This window comes from Novosphingobium meiothermophilum (assembly GCF_003171715.1).
GTDB lineage: Bacteria > Pseudomonadota > Alphaproteobacteria > Sphingomonadales > Sphingomonadaceae > Novosphingobium > Novosphingobium meiothermophilum.
On record NZ_QGHL01000007.1, the window covers coordinates 107,028 to 130,410 of the forward strand.

Genomic DNA, 23,383 nt, shown 5'->3' on the forward strand with positions numbered 1-23,383 from the left:
ATTGCCGATCGGCAATTGAAGCAACCGGCCGCGCTCTCAATCGGCGGCGGGTTCCTTGTGCAGCCATGCCGCGTGGCGCGGGGCGCGCTTCGTCCGGCTCCATTCCTCCAGCATGACGGGCGCCACTTGCGCCAGTTCGGCATATTGTTCGGGCGTGCCGATGTTGCACGCCAGTTCAAGCCGGTGCCCATTGGGATCGAAGAAATAGATCGACTTGAAGATGCCGTGCCATGTCGGCCCCAGCACGTCGATGCCGTGTGCTTCGAGATGCGCCTTGGCCGCAAGCAGCGCGGCCTCGTCCTCCACCTCGAAGGCAAGATGCTGCACCCACGCCGGGGTATTGGGATCGCGGCCCATTTCCGGCTGGCCCGGCAGCTCGAAGAAGGCCAGCACATTGCCGCCCCCGCAATCAAGAAACACGTGCATGTAGGGATCATGCGCGCCGGTTGAGGGAACCGTATCCTCGGCAAAGGCATTGGTATAGCGCATGCCCATGATCCGCTCATACCATTCCACCGTTTCCTTCGCGTCGCGGCAGCGATAGGCGACATGATGGATGCGCTTGATCTGCGGGATCATTGTGCAGTCTCCGGCGCGGCGGCCTCGTCGGGTTTCAGCACGCCCCGGCGCAACTGGTCGCGCTCCATCGATTCGAACAGTGCGGTAAAGTTTCCTTCGCCAAAGCCTTCATCCTTCTTGCGCTGGATGAACTCGAAGAACACCGGCCCGATCTGGGTTTCCGAAAAGATCTGCAACAGCAGGCGCGGATCGCCCTTTCGGGTGGAACCATCCAGCAGGATGCCGCGCCGCTGCAATTCGGCGACCGGCTCGCCATGGCCGGGAAGCCGCTCGTCGAGCATTTCGTAATAGGTATCGGGCGGCGGCGACATGAACGGCGTGCCCAGCGCCTTCAGCCTGTCCCACCCGCCGATCAGATCGTCGCAGGCAAAGGCAATGTGCTGGATGCCCTCGCCGTTGTAGGCGCGCAGGAACTCCTCGATCTGTCCACTCCCGGCCCCGTTCGATCCTGTGCGGGCTTCCTCGTTCAGGGGAATGCGGATCTTGCCGTCGGGCGCGGTCATGGCGCGGCTGGTGAGGCCGGTATATTCGCCCTTGATGTCGAAATAGCGGATTTCGCGGAAACCGAACACGCGCTCGTAGAACGCGGCCCAGTGCGCCATCCGCCCGCCATAGACGTTGTGGGTGAGGTGATCGATGGTGTGAAAGCCCGCGCCCACGGGATGCCGGTCCACGCCGGGCAGATATTCGAAGTCGATGTCGTAGATCGAAAGATCGCCCTGCGGCGCGCCTTCATAGCGGTCGATCAGATAGATGATCGCGCCGCCGATGCCCCGAATGGCGGGCAGGCGCAATTCCATGGGGCCGGTGCGCACTTCCACCGGCTCGGCCCCGCGTTCCAGCGCCAGCGCATAGGCCCGCGCCGCATTGCGCACGCGCCAGCCCATGCCGCAGGCCGATGGCCCGTGTTCGGCCGCGAAATAGGCGGCCGGGCTGCGCGGCTCGTAATTGGCGATGAGGTTGATCCCACCCTGCCGCCACAATTGCACCGCCTTGGAACGGTGGTTGGCAATGTGGGTGAAGCCCATGCGCCGGAATGCCGGTTCCAGCAGGCCCGGTTCAGGTGCGGAAAACTCGATGAACTCGAAGCCGTCCAGGCCCAAGGGGTTCTCGAACAGGTCGGTTGCGGCCTGAGTCTTGGTCAAAGGTGCTCTCCCGGCGGGTGGTGTGGGGCGGAGCCATGCTGATCGGCCCGCCTAAACTGGTTTCAGTTTATACCAGATTCGGTGCGTGTTGTCTGCCCCCAATGCCTCACGCAGGAGAAAGATTTCATCTCAGCCGCCGCGCAGTTCGGGGCCAAGCAGCCGTTCGATGTGGGCTTCGATCAGCGATTGCCTGTCAACAAAGGGAAACTCCGGCCGCGTGTGCAGGATCGTGACCAGCCCGTGAATCCCCGCCCAGACCGATTGGGCCGCCATTTCGGCGCGGGCCGGATCGGTGTGGACTGCGCCAAACGCCCGGCGCACCACCGCAAAGGCGGCCAGCCCTGCATCCAGCCCCCGATGCACGCCGCTTTCGTTGTCAACCGCCATGTCGGCAACAAAGGCGACGCGGTAGGCCGCAGGCTGCTCCAGCCCGAAAGCGATATAGGCCCGGCACAACTGGCGCAGCCGTTCCGCCCCTGCCACGCTGTCGTCAACCGCCACCAGGCGCTCTTCCAGGAGGCGGAAGGCGCGCACGCACAGTTCCACCGCAATCGCATCCCGGTTGGGGAAGTGGGCGTAGAGCGATGGCTGACTGATCCCTACGGCCTTGGCGATCTGGCGGGTGGTCACGCCATCCAGCCCGTGCTCCAGAAACAGGCGCTGCGCTTCGTCAAGGATCTGCTCGCGCCGGTCTGCCACGCGCCCTGCTCGATGGGCAGCGCCATTGGCCGGTTCCAAGCCGGATGCCGTCCTGGTTCGTCTGCGCTGCGCCCTTTCTGCCATGGCCCTGTTTCCTCTCTTGACGAACCCGCGTCAACCTATCATCGATAGGCTATCACTGATAGGTTGCGGAGTCGAACCTGATGCGCGCGAAGCAGCACCGTGTCACCCCCCGCGTAAGTGGCCCCGCAGCTGTTGCGGCCTTGCTCTTTCTCCTGACTGCCGGATGCGGTGGTGCTCCCCAGTCGGCCGAACCTGCACCGCTCGCGGTCGAGGCCGTCGTCCCGCAGGTGCCGGGCGGGGGCGGGGGTGCGGGCGGCGCGGCGGGCGATGCCGCAAAGTTCCCCGTGCGCCTTGTCTATGACCGCGAGGCCACGATTGCGCTGCGCCTTGGCGGCACGCTTTCGGCGGTGCCCGTCCGCGCCGGAGACCGCGTGGCGCAAGGGGCGGTAATCGCAGCCATCACGCCCACTCTCTTCGCCGCGGCCGAGGCGCGCGCGGCCGCGGATGTGGCCCGGCTTGAACGCGCCGCACGCCGCAATGTCACACTCCTGCCCGAAGGCGCCATTTCCGAAGCCCAGCGCGATGATACCGACAGCGCGCTTGCCGCGGCGCGCGCCAGCCTTGCGGCGGCGCGCTATGATCGCGCCTCGACCACTGCCCGCGCGCCCTTTGCCGGGGTCGTGCTCGAACGCCTGCACGAGATCGGCGAGACCGTTTCTCCCGGCGAACCCGTTGCGCGTCTGGCCGATACGGGTTCTCCCCTGCTGGCGCGCGCGGCGGTGGCACCCTCGGTTGCCGCAGGACTGGCCATCGGCGCCGCGGTTCCGGTGACGCTGGCGCAGGGGCAGAAGCTGGTCGGCACAGTGATGCGCAAGGGCAGCGCGGCCGATCCCGCCTCCGGGACAATCCTGATCGACATTCGCCTGCCAGCGGGCACGCGCCTTGCCAGCGGGCTTACCGGCAGCGCGGCTCTTCCGGCCAATCCCCTGCCGTCCGCAGCTGCGGGCAATCCTGTCCTCATTCCCGCCGAGGCGCTGGTCGATGCCGACGGCGCGCGTGGCCATGTCTTCGTCGTCGATCCGGCAAGTTCCGTCGCCCGCCGCACGGGCGTGGCGCTGCACGGCTTTGCCGGTGAAGCGCTGCGCGTGTCGGGCCTGCCTGCCAATGCCCGTGTCATCACTGCGGGCGCGGGTTTCGTGCGCGATGGCCAGAAAGTGCGGGTGGACGGGCAATGAGCTTCAACCCTGCCGCCTTCGCTCTGGCGCGATGGCAGTTCACGCTGCTGGGCGCGGTGCTGCTTGCTGCGCTGGGCCTGGCCGCCTTCTTCGCCATCCCGCGCACCGAGGATCCGCAGCTTGATCCGCCGATCTTCGTCGTCAATGCGGTTCTGCCGGGGGCATCCCCGTCAGAGATCGAAGAACTCGTGACGCGCCCGGTCGAGGATGCGGTCTATCGCCTCGATGGTATCCGCGAAGTGCGCTCGCGCAGCAGCGATGGCCTTTCGGTCACGCGGGTGGAACTGAACTGGGGCACCGATCCTGAAAGCGGCTATGACCGGCTCACGCGCGAAGTCACCGCGCTGCGTTCAAGCCTGCCGGCGGGCTTGCAGCGGCTCGATGTCGTGCGCGGACGGCCGATCAATGTCTCGATCGTCGAAGTGGCGCTCGTCAGCGAGCGTCTGCCCATGCGGCGGCTGGAGAAGCTGGCAGACCGCCTGCGCGAACGTCTGGGCACGATCCCCGGCATCAACGAGGCGAAGTATTGGGGCGCAGGCCGCACCGAGATGCGCGTCTCGCTCGATATGGCGCGTCTTGCCGCGCTCAGGCTTTCGCCTGCCGCCGTGGCCGATGCGGTGCGCAGCGCGGGTCGCGAAACCCCGGTGGGGGCCGTCCATGCCGGCGACCGGCGCTTTACCGTGAAATACGGCGGCGCCTTCCGCAGCCCGGATGACCTTGCGGCCGTCCCGGTCGTCGCGGGCGAGGGGCGCGTGCTGCGCGTGGGGGATGTCGCCAGCGTTGGCTGGGCGCAGGATGATCCCGATCACATCACCCGCTTCAACGGCAAGCGCGCCCTGCTTGTCACTGCCACGCAAGGCAAGGATCAGGACGTCACGCGCCTCTCGCGCGCCATCGCGGCCGAACTCGATGCCTTTGAGCGCACGCTGCCCGGCGGGGTCAGGCTTGAGCGCGGCTTCGACCAGTCCGACAATGTGCGCCACCGGCTAGGCGGGCTGACGCGCGATTTCACCATCGCGCTGCTGCTCGTCAGCATCACCCTGCTGCCGCTGGGCCTGCGCGCTGCAGGCGTGGTGATGATCGCCATACCGCTCTCGCTGCTGATCGGCGTGGCCATCCTCGCCGCGCTCGGCTTCACGCTGAACCAGCTTGCCATATCGGGCTTCGTGCTGGCGCTGGGCATATTGGTCGATGATGCCATCGTGGTGGTGGAAAACATCGCCCGCTGGTTGCGCGAAGGGGCCGATCGCGCAACCGCCGTGGTGCAGGGAACCGGGCAGATTGCGCTGGCGGTGGTGGGCTGCACGGCCTGCCTCATCTTCGCGTTCGTGCCGCTGCTGGCCCTGCCCGAAGCATCGGGCGAGTTCATCCGCTCGCTGCCCGTCGCCGTCATTGCCACGGTCATCGGCTCGCTCATCGTGGCGTTCGCCATAACCCCGCTGGCCGCGCGGGTCATGCTGTCGCGGCATGAACATCCCGAAGGCAACCGCATCCTGCAAGCCGTGCAGCGCGGCATCCAGCGCTTCTACGGGCCGGTCCTGCACCGCGCGCTTGACCGGCCGCGGCGCTGGATCATCGGCCTGCTCTTGGTCTGCGTGCTGTCGCTGCCGCTGGTCAAGGTGATCGGTTCAAGCCTGTTTCCGCCTGCCGAAACTCCGCAGTTCCTCGTGCGCGTTGAAATGCCGCAGGGCACCGCACAGCGCCGCACCGATCAGGCGGTGCGCTGGGTGGAGCAGGTGCTGGCCAGCCGCCCCGAAGTGCGCTGGACATCGGCCAATGTCGGGCGCGGCAATCCGCAACTCTACTACAACGTCCCCCAGCGCGAGACCGATCCGGCCTTTGGCGAGGTGGGCGTGGGTCTCCACAAGTGGGAGCCGGGCAGGTCCGATGCGCTGCTGGCCGATCTGCGCCGCCGCTTCGATGCCTATCCGGGCGCGCGCATCAGCATTGTCACCTTCGTCAACGGGCCGGAAAGCGAAGCGCCCATCGTGGTGCGCATATCCGGGCCAGATGTGGCGCGGCTTGCCGTTCTGGCGCGCAAGGCAGAAACCGCCATGGCTTCGGTTCCGGGCGTGCGGGATATCGGCAACCCGCTGCGCCAGCCGCGCACCGACCTGCACCTCGCCATCGATCAGAACGCCGCCGCCGCATTGGGCGCCACGCCGGGCGCGATCCGCGATGCGGTGCAGATCGGCCTTTCGGGCGCCACGGTTGCCAATTTCCGCGATGCCGATGGCGATGACTTCGGTGTCACCGTTCGCCTGCCCAATGCGGGCCGCAACGATCTGGGCCAGCTTGGCAGCATCTACGTGCCTACCCGCAATGGCGCCAGCGCGCCGCTTGTGGCGCTTGCCGCCATGGAACTGCGTTCCGAACCGGCCCGCATCGACCGTATCCGCCGCGCGCGCATGGTCACGCTCACTGCCTATGTCGAACCGGGCGTGCTTGTCTCGAAAGCCACGGCGCAGGTGCTCGACAAGGTCACGGCCGCGCTTGATCTTCCGCCCGGCTATGCCATCACCCTTGGCGGCGAGGCGGAAAGCTCCTCGCGCAGCTTTGCGGGGCTGGTTCCGGCCATCGTCATTTCCTCGCTCGGCATCCTTGCGGTGCTGGTGCTGGAGTTCGGGCGCTTCCGCACGGTGGCGGTTGTGGCGGGCATCGTTCCCTTCGGCTTTCTGGGCGCGGTCGTCGCACTGTGGATCACGGGCAATTCGCTCTCGTTCACAGCGGCGGTCGGGCTGATTGCGCTGGTGGGCATCGAGATCAAGAACTCCATCCTCCTTGTCGATTTCACCCAGCAGCTTGAACGCGAAGGTCTGCCGGTGCGCGCTGCGGTGGAGAAGGCGGGAGAACTGCGCTTCCTGCCTGTCCTGCTGACCTCGGTAACGGCCATCGGTGGTCTGCTGCCGCTGGCGATCGACAACAGCGGCCTGTTTTCTCCCATGGCCATCGCCATGATCGGCGGGCTGATTTCCTCCACCGTGCTGGCGCGCATCGCCACGCCGGTCATGTATCTCCTGCTGGCCCCCGGAAAGGCACCCGAACCGTCCGCTCCGGCAATGGAAGGAGCCTTGGCATGATCCCTTCCGCCCTGCATCGACACGCGCTGCCACTTCTTGCGCTTGTGCTTGGCGCCTGCACCGCCGGGCCGGACTATGTCGCGCCCGAACTGCCTGTCGCCCCGGCGTGGCGCGCACCCGCGAATGGCGGCGCGGCCGCAAAGGCGCCGTGGTGGGAGGCGTTCGGCGATCCCGTGCTCGCCCGGCTTGAGCGCGAGGCTCTGGCGGGCAACCTCTCGGTCGAACAGGCACTGGCCCGGCTCGATCAGGCGCGCGCGGCCTTGCGCGGCACAGGTGCGGCGCGCCTGCCAGCGGCCGAGGCGGGCGCCACCGCCGCTCGTGCGCAACAGTCGCTCAATGCCGGGATCGGCCAGCTTTCGCGCTTCGTGCCCGATCTGCCGCGCACCGTGAACAACGGCGCGGTCACGGTCAGCGCCTCGTGGGATCTCGATCTCGCAGGCGGCCTGCGCCGACGCGAGGAGGCCGCTCGCGCCGGTCTTGCCGAGGCCGCTGCCGGGGTGGCTGCCGCCCGCCTTGCCGTCAGCGCCGAACTGGCGGCGGCCTATTTCCGTCTGCGCGTGGCCGAGGCGCAGCACAGGGCCGTTGCGGCGCTGGTCGATGACGCGCGCCTGCGCGAAAGGATCGGCGCGGCGCGGCTTGGCGCGGGCGCGGCATCCCTGGCCGAGCAGGAGCGCCTCTCCGCCCTTGCCGAACAGGCTGCCGCAAGCCTGCCCGATCTTGCTGCGCGAATTGAGCAGGAGCGCAGCCAGATTGCCGTCCTGTCAGGCCACTCGCCCTCGCTTCCGCCTGATCTTGCGGGCGGATTTGCCTTTGCCGCGCCCGATCCGCTGGCCGGTGTGCCTGCCGCCGTGCTGGCGGCACGTCCTGATGTAGCCGCGGCTGAGGCCCGGCTCATTGCCGCAAACGCGGGGATCGGCGCGGCTTTGGCGGAATACTGGCCCAGCCTTTCGATCAGCGGTCTTCTCGGCCTGCAAAGCAACGTTTTCGGCAACCTTGTTTCCGGCGATTCGGTGGCGGTGCAGGGGGCGGCGGGATTGCGCTGGCGCCTGTTCGATTTCGGCCGCATCGATGCGCAGGTAAAGGCCGCGCGCGGCCGCACGCGCGAAATGCTGGCCGCTTATCGGGAAACGGTCCTGCGCGCCACCGCCGATGTCGAAACCGCCCATGCCGCGCTTGCCGCCTCGCACGAAGCGCTGGCCCGCGCCGAAGCTGAAACCGCGCTCAGCCGCAAGGCGCACGCGCGCGATGCCGCGGCTTTTCGCACCGGGGCCATCAGCCGCGATGCCCTCAGCCTTTCGGCCAGCGCGCTTGCGCAATGCGAACTGCGCCTTGCCGCCGCACGCGGCCAGCGCGCATTGGCGGTGGTGGCTGCCGCGCGGGCACTGGCCCTGCCGGTGGACTGAACCTTGTGGGTGGGTCTGTCGGAAGGACGCAGACGCCAAGCTGTCATGGTGCCGGCTGAGGGGATCGAACCCCCGACCTTCGGTTTACAAAACCGCTGCACTACCGCTGTGCTAAGCCGGCCCAGATTGCGTCGCCGCGTTCCCTAGCGCCGGTCGGCGCGCTTCACAAGGGGCCGATCAAAAGGCCCCGCTCAAATGGCTCCGGCCAAGTTGCTCCGCCTAGCGGGCGCCAAACGTCCATCCTTCGGTGCGGGCAATGGCGGGGGTCAGCTCACGCGGGGCCCACAGCCGCGCATCGCTGGCGGCGCGGCGCAGCCATGCCGCCGTCACCATGGCATCGCAGGTGTGATCGTCGAGCGGGCCTGCCAGCCCCGAAGGCGCGCAGCCCAACGCATGAAGCGCCGCATCGAGTTCGGCGGCGCTGCGCATCTTCGACCGGCCCGCGCTGCGACCTGCGGCCATCGCGGCAATGGTGGTGTAAATCTCGCACACAACCGGCCCTTGCGGTGGCAGCGGGTCAACCGGCCAGACCGCCACGGCCGGTCCCAGCCGGTGCAGCATCCGCATTCCCGAAAGGCTGGATTTGCCCACTTGCGCAGCCCCCACCAGGTTGAAGTTGGAATAGGGCTGGCATCCCATCTGCTGCTGGGCGTGTTCGGTCACGCGAAGGCGGCCCTTGCCCCCGCCGAAATGTGCGCCCTCGCGCCCGCCGTGCCTGCGGAACCAGGCACACAGTTCGGGATGGTCGACCAGGGCCGAAACGCCCAGATGCGGTTCATCGGCGCAGATCGCGTCGATCATGGCCCACAGCTCGCGCGCGCTGGCCGGGCTTGCGGGCCAGCCGGGAAAGAACGCGCCCCCATCGGCAAACGGCAGCGAAATGCCAAGATCCACGCCCACCAGCGTATCGGCGGGGACATCCTCGCGCAGAAAGTCCAGCACTTCCGTGCGTGACCAGCGATGGCCGGGCCGCACGATCTGCGGCGTGTCGTCGCCGCGCCTCGTCATGGCAAGCGCGATGCCCCGGTGCCGTTCGCCCGCCGCGCCCGACCAGTCAATGGCAAGGAAATGTCCGAAGCGATCGGGCGTCATCGTTGCGGCATCAACCCTGCCGTTCGCGGCGTTTTCTGTCCCACCATTCCAGCCGCTTGCGCACCTCGCGCTCGAAGCCGCGCTCGACCGGTTCGTAGTAGGTTTGCGGCGCCATTCCTTCGGGCCAGTAGTCCGCACCTGAAAAGCCGTCTTCGGCATCGTGGTCATAGGCATAGTCCTTGCCGTAACCGATGTCCTTCATCAGCCTTGTGGGTGCATTGAGGATATGGGCAGGCGGCATCAGCGATCCGGTCTCGCGCGCCGATTTCCACGCCGCCTTGTGCGCCATGTAGGCCGCGTTGGATTTGGGCGCGCTCGCCACATAAAGCAGCGCCTGCACGATCGCCAGTTCGCCTTCCGGGCTGCCCAGAAACGCATAGGCGTCCTTGGCTGCAAGGCATTGCACCAGCGCCTGCGGATCGGCCATGCCGATATCCTCCACCGCCATGCGCACCAGCCGCCGCAGCACGTAGAGCGGCTCTTCGCCTGCCACCAGCATCCGTGCCATGTAATAGAGCGCGGCCTGCGGATCGGACCCGCGCACCGCCTTGTGCAGCGCGGAGATGAGGTTGTAATGGCCTTCGCGGTCCTTGTCGTAAACCGCCACGCGCCGCATCAGGAACCTGCCCAGTCCTTCGGGATCAAGCGGGGCGGGAAGCGAAACGTCGAACAGCATTTCCGCCTGATTGAGCAGGAACCGCCCGTCGCCGTCGGCCGATGCCACCAGCGCCTCGCGCGCGGGCGGGGTAAGCGGCAGCCGAAGCCCCGTGATCTCCTCGGCCCGGTTCAGCAGCGTGCCCAGCGCCGCCGCATCAAGCCGGTGCAGGATCAGCACCTGCGCGCGGCTGAGCAGCGCGGCGTTGAGCGCGAAGGACGGATTCTCTGTCGTTGCGCCCACCAGCGTGACCGTGCCGTTCTCCACGAAGGGCAGGAAACCATCCTGCTGCGCGCGGTTGAAGCGGTGGATCTCGTCAACGAACAGCAGCGTCCGCCGACCGGCAAGCGCCATGGCCTCGGCTTCGGCAAAGGCCTTCTTCAGGTCCGCCACGCCGGAAAAGACCGCGCTGATAGCCACATAGCGCATGTCCACCGCCTCGGCGAGGAGGCGCGCGATACTGGTCTTGCCGGTGCCCGGCGGCCCCCACAGGATCATCGAGGTCAGCTTGCCCGCGGCCACCATACGCCCGATGGCGCCATCCGGCCCGGTCAGGTGGTCCTGTCCGATCACCTGCGAAAGATCGCGCGGACGCAGCCGGTCGGCCAGCGGCGCCTGCGCCCCTGCCTGAGGTGGCGGCTGGTCCTGCGGAGGAGGGGCGAAAAGGTCGGCCATGCGCGGCTGAAATAGGCGGCGCTGGCAAAAAATGCACGGGCCTCTTGCAATCCGCCTAAAAAGATATATCTTAGACGCATCATGAAAGGATGTATGCACATGCAATTCGAACAAGGCCGCCCGTGCGGTGGTCGACATGCCATGAAGATCATGGCGATGAAGGGCGGACGCTTCGGCGGACGCTTTGGGGAACATGGCGATGACGGCCACGGATTTGGTGGCCGCCGGGGAAGAGGCGGCGGCCATGGCGGCGGGCCGCGCGGAGGCGGGCACCGGGGCGGGCCCCGTGGGGGGCGCATGTTTGCGGGCGGCGAACTGCGGCTGCTCCTGCTCCATCTGATCGCCGAGCAGCCGCGCCATGGTTATGATCTGATCCGTGCCATCAGCGATCTGACAGGGGGCGAATATGCACCCAGTCCGGGCGTGGTCTATCCCACGCTCAGCCTGCTGGTGGATGAAGGGCTGGCGCTGGAGGAAGCGAGCGAAGGACCGCGCAAGGCGTTTGCCGCAACCGGTGCGGGCAGGGCGGAATTGGCCGGGAAGGACGCCGAACTCGATGCCATTCTTGCCCGGCTCAAGGCGCTGGGCGAAGAACGCGATCGTGCCGAAAGCCCGCCGGTGCGCCGCGCCATTGGCAACCTTCACACCGTGCTGCGCAACCGCGCCATGGCGCAGGACTTCGACAAGGATACCGCGCTGGCCATTGCCGATATTCTCGACGATGCGGCGCGGCGGATCGAACGGCTCTGATGCAGCTCGAATCCGCCCTCTCACAGGCCTTTGACGACGCCTTGGGTCATGGTAGCCTCCTTCCCCTAAACCGGGGGAGGGGGCCCATGGAGAACCTGCAACCGACGCCTGCGCCAACGCCGGGCCATCTCTGGGCCGTGGCGGTGATCAGCCTGCTTTGGAACAGCTTCGGCTGTGTCGATTACACGATGACCAAGCTCGATCCGCTGGCCTACATGCAGTCCGTGGGGATGAGCGCCGAGGAAATCGCCTACATGCAGGCCATGCCCGCATGGCTCAGCGCGTTCTGGGCGCTGGGTGTCTGGGGTTCGCTCGCCGGATCGGTGCTGCTGCTCGCCCGCTCGCGCCACGCGGTAACGGCCTTTGCGGTCTCGCTGGTCGGGCTTGCCGTCAGCCAGTCCTACCATGTGTTCGATACGGCCATGCCTGCCTCGATGAACAGCGGGGCGATGATGGTGATGAACCTTCTGATATGGAGCGCGCTTCTGTTCTTCCTGTGGTATGCGCGCCGGATGGCCGCGGCAGGGGTGCTGCGTTAACGCCGGTTCTGCTTGGCCTTCTGGCGCACCAGCCGCAGGTATGTGTCGGCCACGGCCTGATTGATGCGGTCCCACGAAAACTCAAGGCTGCGCTCTTCGCCCGCTGCGCCATGCCTTGCCCGCAATCCTGCGTCTTCCACGTAGAGACGCAGCGCCTCGGCAAACTGGCGCACCGCGCCCGGCGTGATGAGGCGGCCCGATATGCCATCGTCGACAAGGCTCTGGCTGCCCGTGGCGGCGGCGGCCACCACCGGCACCGCGCAGGCCATGGCCTCAAGCGTCACGTTGCCGAAGGTTTCGGTCACGGACGGGTTGAACAATACGTCCATGCTCGCCACCGCGCGGCCCAGATCCGCGCCGCCCTGAAATCCGGCAAAAACCGCATCCGGCAGCCGCGCGGCGAACCAGTCGTGCGCGGGGCCTTCGCCCACCACCAGCACACGGTGCTTCACCCCGCGCCGGATCAACTGGTCGATCGAATCCGAAAAGACATCCAGCCCCTTTTCCATGACCAGACGGCCAAGGAAGCCGATGACCACCTCGTTGTCGGCAATGCCAAGGCTGCGCCGCCATTCCATGCTGCGCGCCGAGGGGTTGAAGATCTCCCGGTCCACCCCGCGCGACCAGATGTCGATATCGTAGTTCATGCGCTGGTCGCGCAGCACCTGCGCCATCGATTCCGAAGGGGCGACAAGCGCATCGCAGCGCCGGTAGAAGCGGCGCATCAGCGCCTCGATCACCGGCTCAAGCCAGGCCATGTTGTAATAGCGGAAATAGGTTTCGAAGCGCGTGTGGACCGAAGCAAGGATCGGCAAACGCCGCCGCCGCGCCCACGATACCGCGCGGTGCGCCACCACATCGGGCGAGGAGACGTGCACTACATGCGGATCGAAATCAGCCAGATCACGCCGCACGCGCGGGGAAAGCGAAAGCGGAAAACGATACTCCGCCCGCCCCGGAATGGCGAAAGAGGGCACGCCGATCAGTGTTCCGGTGGCCGGAAAGGCGGGGTTTTCAACCTTCGGCGCATATACGCGCACATCCGCTCCCTGCCGCAGCAGATAGCCTACCAGCCGGTTCAGCGCCTGATTGGCCCCGTCGCGCACATAGTTGTAGTTCCCGCTGAACAGCGCCACGCGCAGATCGGAAAGATCGGTGGGAAAGGAAGTCGCCTCGGCCTGGGTCATCGCCTGCGCCATAGACCGATGAAACATGAATGGCGAGTGACAGGCGTGCCGGACAGAGGAGATTTCTCTCGCGATAGGGCTTGCCAGAGGGGCCGGACAAGGCATATGTTCCACTTTTGTTTCCCCAGGGAAACATGGTGGAAGCAGGTCGGACGGTGGTAGCCCTCTGGCGCAATTGCCTGTGCGGCAAGAAAAAGGGCGGCTCCGTGAAGCCGCCCGTTCTCGTTCCTTACGCGGCTTCCTTCTTTCTGGAAGCCTTCTTGCGTTCGTGCGGGTCGAGGATGGCCTTGCGCAGGCGGATGGTCTTTGGCGTCACCTCGACCATTTCATCGTCGTCGATATAGGCGATGGCCTGTTCCAGCGTCATGATCCGGGGCGGGGTCAGGCGGATGGCGTCGTCCTTGCCGCTCGAACGGAAGTTCGTGAGCTGCTTCGACTTCATCGGGTTGACTTCAAGGTCTTCGGGCTTGGCGTTTTCGCCGATGATCATGCCTTCATAGACCTTGTCCTGCGGACGCACGAAGAGCACGCCGCGTTCTTCAAGGCTGTTGAGCGCATAGGCCACGGCCTCGCCCGATGCGTTCGAGATCAGAACACCGTTCAGGCGGCCCTCGATCGGACCTTTGTGTGGGCCATACTTTTCGAACAGCCGGTTCATGATGCCGGTGCCGCGCGTGTCCGAAAGGAACTCGCCGTGATAGCCGATGAGGCCGCGCGAAGGGGCCGAGAAGAGAATGCGGGTCTTGCCGGCGCCGGAGGGGCGCATGTCGGTCAGCTCGGCCTTGCGGCGCTGCATCTTTTCCACGACCGTGCCGGAAAACTCGTCGTCCACGTCGATCACGACGGTTTCGTAAGGTTCGGTGCGCTGGCCGTTCTCGTCGGTATCGAACAGCACGCGCGGGCGGCTGATGCCCAGTTCAAAGCCTTCGCGGCGCATGGTCTCGATCAGCACGCCAAGCTGGAGTTCGCCGCGCCCGGCCACTTCGAAGCTGTCCTTGTCGGCAGATTCGGTCACGCGGATGGCAACGTTGGTTTCGGCCTCACGCAGCAGACGGTCGCGGATCATGCGGCTCGTCACCTTGTCGCCCTCGCGGCCCGCGAAGGGGCTGTCGTTCACCGCAAAGCGCATGGCAAGGGTGGGCGGATCGATCGGCTGGGCAGCGATGGGTTCGCGCACCGAGGGATCGGCGATGGTGTTGGCAACGGTGGCCTTTTCCAGCCCGGCCAGCGCAATGATGTCGCCCGCGCGGGCTTCCTCGACCGGCACGCGGTCAAGCCCGTTGAAGCTCATCAGCTTGGAGGCGCGGCCCACTTCGATCACGTTGCCGTCCGCATCGAGCGCGTGGATCGGCTGGTTCACCTTGATCGTGCCCGACTGGACGCGGCCTGTCAGCACGCGGCCCATGAAGTTGTCGCGATCGAGCAGCGTTGCAAGGAAGCTGAACGGACCATCGACATCGAGGTTGGGGGCGGGGACATGCTCGACGATCTTTTCGAACAGCGGTTCGAGGGTGCCTTCGCGCGCGTCCTGATCGTCGGATGCATAGCCATTGCGGCCGGAGGCATAGAGCACGGGGAACTCAAGCTGTTCGTCGTTGGCATCAAGGCTGACAAAGAGATCGAAGACTTCGTCGAGCACTTCCTGAGGGCGGCCATCGGGACGGTCGATCTTGTTGACGACGACGATGGGCCTGAGACCGAGCGCGAGCGCCTTGCCGGTGACGAACTTGGTCTGCGGCATCGCGCCTTCGGAACTGTCGACCAGCAGGATGACGCCATCGACCATCGAGAGGATGCGCTCCACCTCGCCGCCGAAATCGGCGTGGCCGGGGGTGTCGACGATGTTGATGCGCGTGGTCTCGCCGGTCCTGGGTGAGGTCCATTCGACCGAGGTGCACTTGGCCAGAATGGTGATGCCGCGCTCCTTTTCGAGATCGTTCGAATCCATCGCGCGCTCTTCCACGCGCTGATTGTCGCGGAAGGTGCCGGACTGGCGGAAGAGCTGGTCGACCAGCGTGGTCTTGCCGTGGTCGACGTGGGCGATGATCGCGATGTTGCGCAGGGGCAGCGACATTGAAGAAAGGCTTTCTCAGAAAGGAATCGGTAAGGGCGGGCACAGCCAAGCCTCGCCCAAGTTCGGCGCGCGCTTACAGGCAATTGTGCGTTGCGGCAAGCACGCAGGGAGCGACGAGGCGCGTTGCGGCAAGCACGCGGGGAGCGACGAGGCGCGTTGCGGCAAGCACGCGGGGACAAGGGCGCGCGTTCAGGCAGTTGTCTGCCTTGTCGCCCGAATGGTTTCATATGTCACCACTTTGCAACATTGGCTCCGAAACAACCCAAAAACCTGTCGTTCGGGCGCGGGCAAGGATTGTTCCGGTGCGGCGCGCAGCCTATGGGCGGCGCTGTTGAGAAAGAGGATGAACCTGCAGCAGCGGCTCCTGTCCATTCCACCCGGCAGGGTCTTGCGGTTCGGCCGCGGGCCGGTGTCGGCGGCCAGTGCCTTCTTGGGCCAGTGCTTTCGGGATGCCGCGCTTCATAAAGGGATATCGACGATATGCGTTCCATTTTTGCCGGACGTTGCCGCCAGCGCGCGCTGCTTGCCGGAACCTGCTGTCTTGCGTTTGCCTTTGCCGCTTCTGCCCATGCGCAGGATGCCGCGCAGGCGGGGGCGGTCGAGGAAGCCCTGCCGGCAACGTCCGCGCCCGAACTGGCGAGCGACGGCAACGAAATCATCGTGACAGCGACCAAGCGCGAGCAGACTTTGCAGGACGTTCCGGTTGCCGTGACCGTGACGACGGCAAAGACGCTGGAGCAGGCGCAGATCCGCGATCTCAAGGATCTGGTGAGCGTGGTGCCTTCCTTGCGGGTGACGCAGCTTCAATCGAGCGCGAATACCAATTTCATCATTCGCGGCTTCGGCAATGGCGCCAACAATGCCGGCATCGAGCCTTCGGTGGGCGTGTTCATCGATGGCGTCTATCGCTCGCGCTCGGCCGCGCAGATTGGCGATTTTCCCGATGTGCAGCGCATCGAAGTGCTGCGCGGGCCGCAATCGACGCTGTTCGGCAAGAACGCCAGCGTGGGCGTGATCTCGATCGTCACCGATGCGCCCAAGTTCGATTTCGGCGGCAATGTCGAGGCGAGCTATGGCAATTACGATGCGCTGATCCTCAAGGGCGTTGTCACCGGCCCGGTGAGCGAGCAGCTCGCGGTGAGCCTTGCGGGCGGTATCAACAAGCGCGACGGCTATAATCAGGATCTGGGAACGGGCAATCGCACGAACGAGCGCAACCGCTGGTTCGTGCGCGGGCAGGCGCTGTGGGAGCCGACCGCGCAGACGCGCGTTCGCCTGATTGGAGATTACTCCAAGATCGATGAAATCTGCTGCGGCGTCGTCAATCTCCAGCCCTCGCTGGCAACGCTGGCGATCCGCGCGCTGGGCGGGCAGGTGAACGGGCCCGACGCGATCTTTGCGGACAAGGTCTATTCGAACATCGATTCCACCAACAATATCGAAAACTGGGGCATTTCCGGACAGATCGACCACGACATCGGGCCGCTGACCCTGACCTCGATCACGGCCTACCGGCGCACCAATGCCGTGACCGATCAGGATTCCGATTTTTCGAGCGCGGACCTGATCGGGCGCAATGCCGCCGACCAGTCGATCAAGACCTTCACGCAGGAAGTGCGGCTGGCGACCAACCTTGAGGGGCCGCTGAACTTCATTCTGGGCGGATACTATTTCAATGAAAGCATCGCGCAGGCCAACCAGATCGACTGGGGTGCCAGCGCGCGCGGCTATGCCGATTTCATCATTCGCGGGCTGACGGGCAATGCCCAGTCGCTGCCGCTGCTGGAAACCACCATCGGCAGTCTGACGGGAACGAACCAGACCGGCCGCTTCTTCGCCAACGGGCAGGGACTGGACGAGCGCTACCGCCTGAAGAACGAGGCGTGGTCGTTCTTTGCGCAGGCCGATTTCAAGATCGGTGACAGGATCACCGTGACAGGCGGCATCAACTATACGCGCGACCGCAAGGACTTTGCCGCCACGGCCACATCGAGCGACGTTTTCGCCAACCTCGATCTGGTGCAGATCGGCGCCACGGCGCTTGGCCAGCAGTTCGTGGCGACCGCGCTTGGCACGAGCGATCCGGCCACAATCGCGGCCTTCGCTGCGGCCAATCCCACCCAGTTTGCCGCGCTTCAGGCGCAGGCGGCCAGCTTTGCCGCGCTCAACGCCAACCTTTCGACCACGGCGGCGGCGGCCGACAGCAATCCGCTGACGGTGGGCAACCCGCTGCTGGCGCTCAAGCGCTTGCAGTATCTGCCGCCGTTCCTTGGCGTGCCCAACGCGGTGGAACCGGGGCGCACCAATGACGACAAGTTCACTTATGTGGTGCGCGTGGCCTATGACGTGAACAGCGCAATCAACGTCTATGCAAGCTATGCCACAGGCTTCAAGGCCAGCTCGATCAACCTTTCGCGCGACAGCCGCCCCGCGCTGAGTGACCGCGATGCGCTGATCGCGCGGGGGCTGACAGTGGTGAACCAGACTTATGGCAGCCGCTTTGCCGGACCGGAAACCTCGACCGTCTATGAAATCGGCCTCAAGGCCAACTGGGGGCTGGTGACGGCCAACCTTGCCGCCTTCGACCAGCAGATCGACGGGTTCCAGTCCAACACCTTCACCGGTTCGGGCTTCGTGCTGGCCAATGCGGGCACGCAATCGGTGCGCGGCATCGAGTTTGAAGGCAGCGTCAAGCCCGTCAAGGGGCTGCTGTTCAATGTCAGTATGACCTACCTCGATCCGCGCTACGACAACTTCGTGTTCTCGGCGGTGGGCGATCTTTCGGGCACGCGCCCGGCGGGCATTCCGGCAATCTCTTCAACCTTCGTGGCGACTTATGACCACGAGTTTGCCGGTGGCCATCACCTGATCCTGCGCGGCGATTATCACTATGAATCGCCGGTGCAGATCGTGGAAGGCCTGCCCGGCTTCCTTTCGGGCGGCACCGCGGCGGCAGTGGCGGCAGCGCGCCCGTGGCGCCGCGAGGTGAGCGAGATCAACGCATCGATCAGCTGGGTCATGCCATCGGGTGTGGAACTGACGGCGTGGGGCCGCAACCTTGGCAACAACCGCTATCTGCTCTCGATCTTCGACAGCCCGGCACAGGAAGGTTCGATCTCCGGCTATACCAACCAGCCGCGGACCTATGGCGTGGCGGCGCGCTACCGGTTCTGAGCAGACTTGCGCGCCCGCTCCGGCCTTGCGGCCGGGGCGGATGCGGGGCCTGCCGGTTCCAGACATGAAAAAACCCGGCGCGGTGATCCTCGCCGGGTTTTTTGATTCCTTGGCTGAGCGCTGCCGGTTACTTGGGCGCAAGCACCATCAGCATCTGGCGCCCTTCCATGCGGGGGAAGGCTTCGACCTTGGCGATTTCGGCCACATCGTCCTGCACCTTGCGCAGCAGGTTCATGCCAAGCTGCTGGTGCGAAAGTTCGCGGCCGCGGAAGCGCAGGGTAATCTTCACCTTGTCGCCATCCTCGATGAAACGCACGACATTGCGCATCTTGGTGTCATAGTCGTGGTCATCGATGTTCGGACGCATCTTGATCTCCTTGATCTCCTGCGTCTTCTGGCTCTTGCGGGCAAGGTTCGCCTTCTTCTGCGCCTCATACCGGTACTTGCCGACATCGAGGAACTTGCAGACCGGGGGATCGGCGTTGGGCGAAACCTCGACGAGATCAAGACCGACTTCGGCGGCCTGCTCGATCGCTTCGCGGGTGTACATCACACCCAGATTTTCGCCATTCTCATCGATCACGCGCACCTTGGGCACGTTGATCATGTGATTGAAGCGAGGCCCGCTCTTGACGGGGGGCGCCATCATGCGCCGCGGTGGGGGAGCTATAGTGCTTTCTCCTGCAGTTTACCCAGATAGACGATTGGTGCGCTCCTTATCACAAAGCGCGGCCAGATAAAGGCCCGGATTGCGGGAAGTTCGCAGTTTGTGCCGATTGATGCGAAGGTGTTGCGCGCGCACCGCGGCGCAGCCACGGTTCAGGCCGCCGCGCGCCAGAGTTCGAACCGGGCCAGCCGATCACCCGCCGGAACGATGGCATCGATGCTGCTGGCGGGCTGAAGAGCCGAGACGATGGCCGGATCAGCCGCGTTCATGCCGCCCGTGAGCGCGCCAAAAGCAGGCAGGATCAGGCGGTTCTCGCTGATGACGCCGCAGGCGCGCGCGATCGAACGGCCGCGCACCCTGATCTGGAGCTTGGGATGGAAATGACCGGAAATCTCGCCCCGTTCATGCCCGCGATGCGCCATGTGCCGCAGGGTGATGCCGCGCACTTCGAGTTCACAGGCAAGCGTGCCGCCGGGGGCTGCGGCATCCGCATCGTGGTTGCCGGTGATCCACACCCAGTCGGTTGCCCTGACCAGCGCATCGAGCATTCCCGCGGCATGAGGCTCCATCCGCGCGGCGGCGGCGGCATCGTGGAACGAATCGCCCAGACAGAAGACACGACGCGCGCCCGTCTCGCGCAGGGCCTGCGCCAGCCGTTCCAGCGTTGCCCGGCTGTCATAGGGGGGGAGCATCTGCCCGTGACGGGCAAGGAAGCTGGCCTTTTCCAGATGGAGGTCCGCCACCAGCAACGCATTCTCATCCGGCCAGAACACCGCCCGCGCCGGGCCGAGGCAAAGCTCGTGCCCCATGAAGGGGAAGGATGCGAACGAACCGGGAACCATGGCTTTCTCTTGCCGGAAGGCGATTCCCTTGGCAAGCCTGCGGGCATGAACGACTGGACACAGCACACCGCCCGCGCCCGCACATGGTTCGAATCCCTGCGTGACCGCATCTGCGCCGAGTTTGAAGCGATCGAGCGCGAGGCCGGATCGGACGCCGCGTTCACCTACACGCCGTGGCAGCGCGAGCATGAGGGCGAAGCGGTGGAGAATGGCGGCGGCGGCGTGCAGGGCCTGATGAAGGGCAAGGTATTCGAGAAGGTCGGCGTCAACGTTTCGACCGTGCAGGGCGAGTTTGCCCCGGACTTTGCCGCATCGATCAACGGCGCCAGCGCGCAGGCACCCGGTTTCACCGCAACCGGAATCAGCCTGGTGGCGCACATGGCGAACCCTCACGTTCCTGCGGTGCACATGAACACGCGCTTCCTGACCACCAGCAAGGCATGGTTCGGCGGCGGCGGCGATCTGAACCCGCCGATCCCCTACGCGGAAGATACGGCCGAGTTCCACGCCGAATACAAGGCCGCCTGCGATCGGCACGACCCGGAATATTACCCGAAGTTCAAGAAATGGGCCGATGACTATTTCTGGATTCCGCACCGCAAGGTGCATCGCGGGGTGGGCGGCATTTTCTACGATCATCTGGAATGTGCCGATGACGCCGCCTTCGAGGCGAACTTCGCCTTCACGCGCGATGTGGGCGAAGCCTTCATCAACGTGTTCCCGCGCCTTGTGCGCAGGCGCATGGGCATGACTTTCACGCCGGCCGAGAAGCTGACCCAGCTTGAGTATCGCGGCCGCTATGCCGAGTTCAATCTGGTGTGGGACCGGGGCACGCTGTTCGGCCTGAAGACGGGCGGCAACATTGACGCCATCCTGATGAGCCTGCCGCCCGAAGCGGTGTGGAGCTGAGGGGCGCCGCCTGATCGGCCAATCCCGGCCGTCACGTCAGTTGCATATGCGAGGTATTCCCCCTTGCGGGAAGGGCCTGCTTGCCGCCATCTAGGGCAAAGATGCTCCGCCAATACGAACTTGTCGAACGTGTGCTTGCCTATGATCCGGATGCGGACGAGGCGATGCTCAACCGCGCCTATGTCTATACCGTGCAGAAGCATGGCACCCAGAAGCGGGCGAGCGGAGACCCCTACTTCTCGCACCCGGTAGAAGTTGCGGGCCTGATGACCGAGCTGAAGCTCGATCAGGACACGATCATCACGGCGCTGCTGCACGATACCGTGGAGGATACCCTCGCCACGGTGGACGAGATCGAGCGCCTGTTCGGCCCGGACGTGGCGCGGCTGGTCGATGGCGTGACCAAGCTCTCGAAGATCGAGACGATGAGCGAGAGCGAACGCGCGGCCGAGAACCTGAGGAAGTTCCTCCTGGCGATGAGCGAGGACTTGCGCGTGCTGCTGGTAAAGCTGGCGGACCGGATGCACAACATGCGCACGCTCCACTACATCAAGAGCGAGGAGAAGCGCCGCCGCATCGCGCGCGAGACGATGGACATCTATGCTCCGCTGGCCGAGCGCGTGGGCATGTATGAATACATGCGCGAAATGCAACTTCTGGCCTTCGAGCAGCTTGAGCCGGAAGCCTACGCGACGATCACCGGGCGGCTGGCGGCGATCCGCAGCGAGGAGGGCGCCCAGGTTGATTCCATCGCGCTGGAAATCAAGCAGGCGCTGGCCGAGGCCGGATTGCGGGTCGAGGTTTCGGGCCGCGAGAAACACCCCTATTCGATCTGGCGCAAAATGGCCGAGCGGCATGTCTCGTTCGAGCAGATCACCGACATCATGGCCTTCCGCGTTCTGACCGAAACCGAGGATGACTGCTACAAGGCGCTGGGGATCCTGCACCGCGCGTGGCAGATGATCCCCGGCCGGTTCAAGGACTATATCTCGACTCCCAAGATGAACGGCTACCGTTCGCTGCACACGGCGCTGATCTATTCCAACGCCATGCGGGTGGAAGTGCAGATCAAGACGCGCGAGATGCACGAGCGCAACGAGTTCGGCCTTGCCGCACACTGGGCCTACAAGCAGGGCGGCAAGCCGGACGGGCAGGTGGGCTGGCTGCGCGATCTGATCGAGATTCTCGAAGCCAGCAATGATCCCGAAGAGCTGCTCGAAAACACGAAGATGGCGATCTATCAGGACCGCATCTTCGCCTTCACGCCCAAGGGTGCGCTGTTCCAGTTGCCCAAGGGGGCGACGCCCATCGACTTTGCCTTTGCGGTTCACACCAATCTGGGCGCGCAGGCCGTGGGGGCCAAGATCAACGGACGGCACGTGCCGCTGCGCACGCCGCTGGGCAATGGGGATGTGGTCGAGATCATCAAGAGCCGCAATTCCGAGCCGCAGCTTTCGTGGCTGGGCTTTGTCGTGACCGGCAAGGCGCGCGCGGCGATCCGCCGCTTCGTGCGCCAGAAGGAGCGCGCCGAAGTGGCCGCGATCGGGCGCAAGCTCTATGAGGAGATTGTCGAGCGGCTGCCGACCAAGGTGGGCAAGAAGGCGCTGGGCGATGCGCTGAAGCGGCTGAAGCTGGGATCCGAGGAGGACTTCATGTTCGCCATCGGTTCGGCCAAGCTGGATGACCGGCAGGTTATGGAAGCGCTGGTGCCGGGAAGCGCGGCGAACATTCCGGAGGAAAGCTGGCCAAGCCAGAAGCGCGCCATCGCGGTGCGCGGGCTTACGCCGGGCATGGCGTTCAAGCTGGCGGCGTGCTGCCACCCGGTGCCGGGTGATCGGATTGTCGGCCTGCGCCGCCCCGGCAAGGGCGTGGAAGTCCACGCGATTGACTGCATGAAGCTGGCCGATGGGGTCGATGCCGACTGGATCGACCTGTCATGGGATGCGCGCACCGATGGCGCCGTGGGCCGGATCAGGGCGGAACTGTATAACCGGCCCGGAACGCTTGCGGAAATGGCGGGCATCTTTGCCAAGAACCACGCCAATGTGGTGAACCTTGAGATGACGCAGCGGGAAAACCCGTTCCATACCTACGAGGTGGATCTGGAGGTGCGCGATCTGGCGCACCTGACCCGCATTGTCAGCGCCCTGCGTGCAAGCGAGGCCGTGGCGCAGGCGGAGCGGATCTAGGCCGTTCGGGCGCTGCGTTCCTGCGACCGGGCGCGGCCGCTGAAAAGCCAGCCAAGGAATGCCGTGAGGGCGATTGTCAGCACGTTTTGCAGGGCGGGCGCGCCATCGCGCATGATCTGGTGAGTGAGGAGCGATACCGCTTCCATGATGACGAATGCCGCGCAGACCCCCATGCCCAGCCGTGCGAGGCGAGGGCGCAAGAGTGCTGCAAGCAGAAGCACCGTCAAAAGCAGTTCAAGAAGACCCACGGCCTTGCCAAGCGCAATGGGCAGGTGTGCCGTCCATGCCTTGTGCAGCACGAGTTCGGCGTGGGGCGAGAAAGCCTTGTGCCAGCCGACGAAAGCGTGAAACGCCGCCAACGGCAGCGAGAGCGCTGCGATCAGTGCAAGCCGCACAAGCGCGGGCATCGTCGATTTGGCCATATCGGTTCTCTCCCGTTATTTTTAGAATACCAAATCTAATAAT

General features: G+C 65.4%; 18 protein-coding genes and 1 tRNA gene. 8 read left to right on the forward strand and 11 right to left on the reverse strand.

Going from position 1 to position 23,383, the window contains the following annotated elements; genetic code table 11:
- Nucleotides 1–36 precede the first annotated feature (36 nt).
- The 3 genes from DKM43_RS04720 to DKM43_RS04730 all read right to left on the reverse strand — a co-directional run bounded on the left by DKM43_RS04720 (nt 37) and on the right by DKM43_RS04730 (nt 2,462).
- The gene (locus DKM43_RS04720; protein WP_109797338.1) at nt 37–579 is read right to left on the reverse strand and encodes a VOC family protein; all 543 of its coding nucleotides are present in this window, start codon (nt 577–579) and stop codon (nt 37–39) included.
- Entirely contained in the window at nt 576–1,724 is a 1,149-nt protein-coding gene (gene hppD / locus DKM43_RS04725; protein WP_109797339.1) for a 4-hydroxyphenylpyruvate dioxygenase, read from the reverse strand. Before hppD ends, DKM43_RS04720 begins: the two co-directional genes overlap by 4 nt.
- Before the next feature lie 129 nt (nt 1,725–1,853).
- Complete coding sequence (locus DKM43_RS04730) at nt 1,854–2,462, reverse strand: TetR/AcrR family transcriptional regulator (RefSeq protein ID WP_201739783.1); 609 nt, start codon at nt 2,460–2,462, stop codon at nt 1,854–1,856.
- Nucleotides 2,463–2,587: 125 nt separating this feature from the next.
- Here DKM43_RS04730 and DKM43_RS04735 point away from each other — a divergent pair, with 125 nt between their 5' ends.
- The 3 genes from DKM43_RS04735 to DKM43_RS04745 are packed head-to-tail and all read left to right on the forward strand — an operon-like array spanning nt 2,588 to nt 8,165.
- Nucleotides 2,588–3,682 (forward strand): efflux RND transporter periplasmic adaptor subunit, encoded by a 1,095-nt coding sequence (locus DKM43_RS04735; RefSeq protein WP_145960471.1) that lies wholly within the window; start codon nt 2,588–2,590, stop codon nt 3,680–3,682.
- Nucleotides 3,679–6,762, forward strand: a complete 3,084-nt coding sequence (locus DKM43_RS04740; protein ID WP_109797342.1) for an efflux RND transporter permease subunit — start codon at nt 3,679–3,681, stop codon at nt 6,760–6,762. The genes DKM43_RS04735 and DKM43_RS04740 overlap by 4 nt, the downstream gene beginning before the upstream one ends.
- Nucleotides 6,759–8,165: an efflux transporter outer membrane subunit gene (locus DKM43_RS04745; protein ID WP_109797343.1), complete on the forward strand. Its 1,407-nt coding sequence runs from the start codon at nt 6,759–6,761 to the stop codon at nt 8,163–8,165. Before DKM43_RS04740 ends, DKM43_RS04745 begins: the two co-directional genes overlap by 4 nt.
- 46 nt (nt 8,166–8,211) lie before the next feature.
- Here the strand turns inward: DKM43_RS04745 and DKM43_RS04750 are convergent.
- The 3 genes from DKM43_RS04750 to DKM43_RS04760 form a co-directional block, all read right to left on the reverse strand.
- A tRNA-Thr gene (locus tag DKM43_RS04750) sits at nt 8,212–8,286 on the reverse strand.
- A 98-nt stretch (nt 8,287–8,384) separates the two neighbouring features.
- Nucleotides 8,385–9,257, reverse strand: a complete 873-nt coding sequence (locus DKM43_RS04755) for a hypothetical protein (RefSeq protein WP_109797344.1) — start codon at nt 9,255–9,257, stop codon at nt 8,385–8,387.
- 10 nt (nt 9,258–9,267) lie between these two features.
- Complete coding sequence (locus DKM43_RS04760) at nt 9,268–10,587, reverse strand: replication-associated recombination protein A (RefSeq protein WP_109797345.1); 1,320 nt, start codon at nt 10,585–10,587, stop codon at nt 9,268–9,270.
- Between the two features lie 99 nt (nt 10,588–10,686).
- On the opposite strand from DKM43_RS04760, the gene DKM43_RS04765 reads away from it, so the two are divergent.
- Nucleotides 10,687–11,337, forward strand: a complete 651-nt coding sequence (locus DKM43_RS04765) for a PadR family transcriptional regulator (RefSeq protein ID WP_109797346.1) — start codon at nt 10,687–10,689, stop codon at nt 11,335–11,337.
- Nucleotides 11,338–11,423: 86 nt separating this feature from the next.
- Entirely contained in the window at nt 11,424–11,876 is a 453-nt protein-coding gene (locus DKM43_RS04770; protein ID WP_109797347.1) for a hypothetical protein, read from the forward strand.
- On the opposite strand, the gene DKM43_RS04775 is transcribed toward DKM43_RS04770, so the two are convergent.
- Both DKM43_RS04775 and typA read right to left on the reverse strand, forming a co-directional pair.
- Nucleotides 11,873–13,063, reverse strand: coding sequence for a glycosyltransferase family 4 protein (locus DKM43_RS04775; protein ID WP_109797986.1), 1,191 nt, complete (start codon nt 13,061–13,063; stop codon nt 11,873–11,875). The two genes, DKM43_RS04770 and DKM43_RS04775, sit on opposite strands and share 4 nt — an antisense overlap.
- A gap of 229 nt (nt 13,064–13,292) precedes the next feature.
- The gene (gene typA, locus DKM43_RS04780) at nt 13,293–15,137 is read right to left on the reverse strand and encodes a translational GTPase TypA (RefSeq protein WP_109797348.1); all 1,845 of its coding nucleotides are present in this window, start codon (nt 15,135–15,137) and stop codon (nt 13,293–13,295) included.
- A 480-nt stretch (nt 15,138–15,617) separates the two neighbouring features.
- Here typA and DKM43_RS04785 point away from each other — a divergent pair, with 480 nt between their 5' ends.
- A complete protein-coding gene (locus DKM43_RS04785; protein ID WP_109797349.1) occupies nt 15,618–18,311 on the forward strand; it encodes a TonB-dependent receptor in 2,694 nt (897 codons plus the stop codon).
- 127 nt (nt 18,312–18,438) lie between these two features.
- Here DKM43_RS04785 and infC read toward each other — a convergent pair whose 3' ends face one another.
- Both infC and pdeM read right to left on the reverse strand, forming a co-directional pair.
- Nucleotides 18,439–18,960, reverse strand: a complete 522-nt coding sequence (gene infC, locus DKM43_RS04790; protein ID WP_109797350.1) for a translation initiation factor IF-3 — start codon at nt 18,958–18,960, stop codon at nt 18,439–18,441.
- 170 nt (nt 18,961–19,130) lie between these two features.
- Nucleotides 19,131–19,820: a ligase-associated DNA damage response endonuclease PdeM gene (pdeM, locus tag DKM43_RS04795; RefSeq protein WP_109797351.1), complete on the reverse strand. Its 690-nt coding sequence runs from the start codon at nt 19,818–19,820 to the stop codon at nt 19,131–19,133.
- Nucleotides 19,821–19,865: 45 nt separating this feature from the next.
- Between pdeM and hemF the strand changes: the two genes are divergently transcribed.
- Nucleotides 19,866–20,729, forward strand: coding sequence for an oxygen-dependent coproporphyrinogen oxidase (gene hemF / locus DKM43_RS04800; protein WP_109797987.1), 864 nt, complete (start codon nt 19,866–19,868; stop codon nt 20,727–20,729).
- Nucleotides 20,730–20,830: 101 nt separating this feature from the next.
- Nucleotides 20,831–22,918, forward strand: coding sequence for a RelA/SpoT family protein (locus DKM43_RS04805; protein WP_109797352.1), 2,088 nt, complete (start codon nt 20,831–20,833; stop codon nt 22,916–22,918).
- Here DKM43_RS04805 and DKM43_RS04810 read toward each other — a convergent pair.
- Entirely contained in the window at nt 22,915–23,340 is a 426-nt protein-coding gene (locus DKM43_RS04810) for a hypothetical protein (protein WP_109797353.1), read from the reverse strand. The genes DKM43_RS04805 and DKM43_RS04810 overlap by 4 nt on opposite strands.
- Nucleotides 23,341–23,383: the final 43 nt, after the last annotated feature.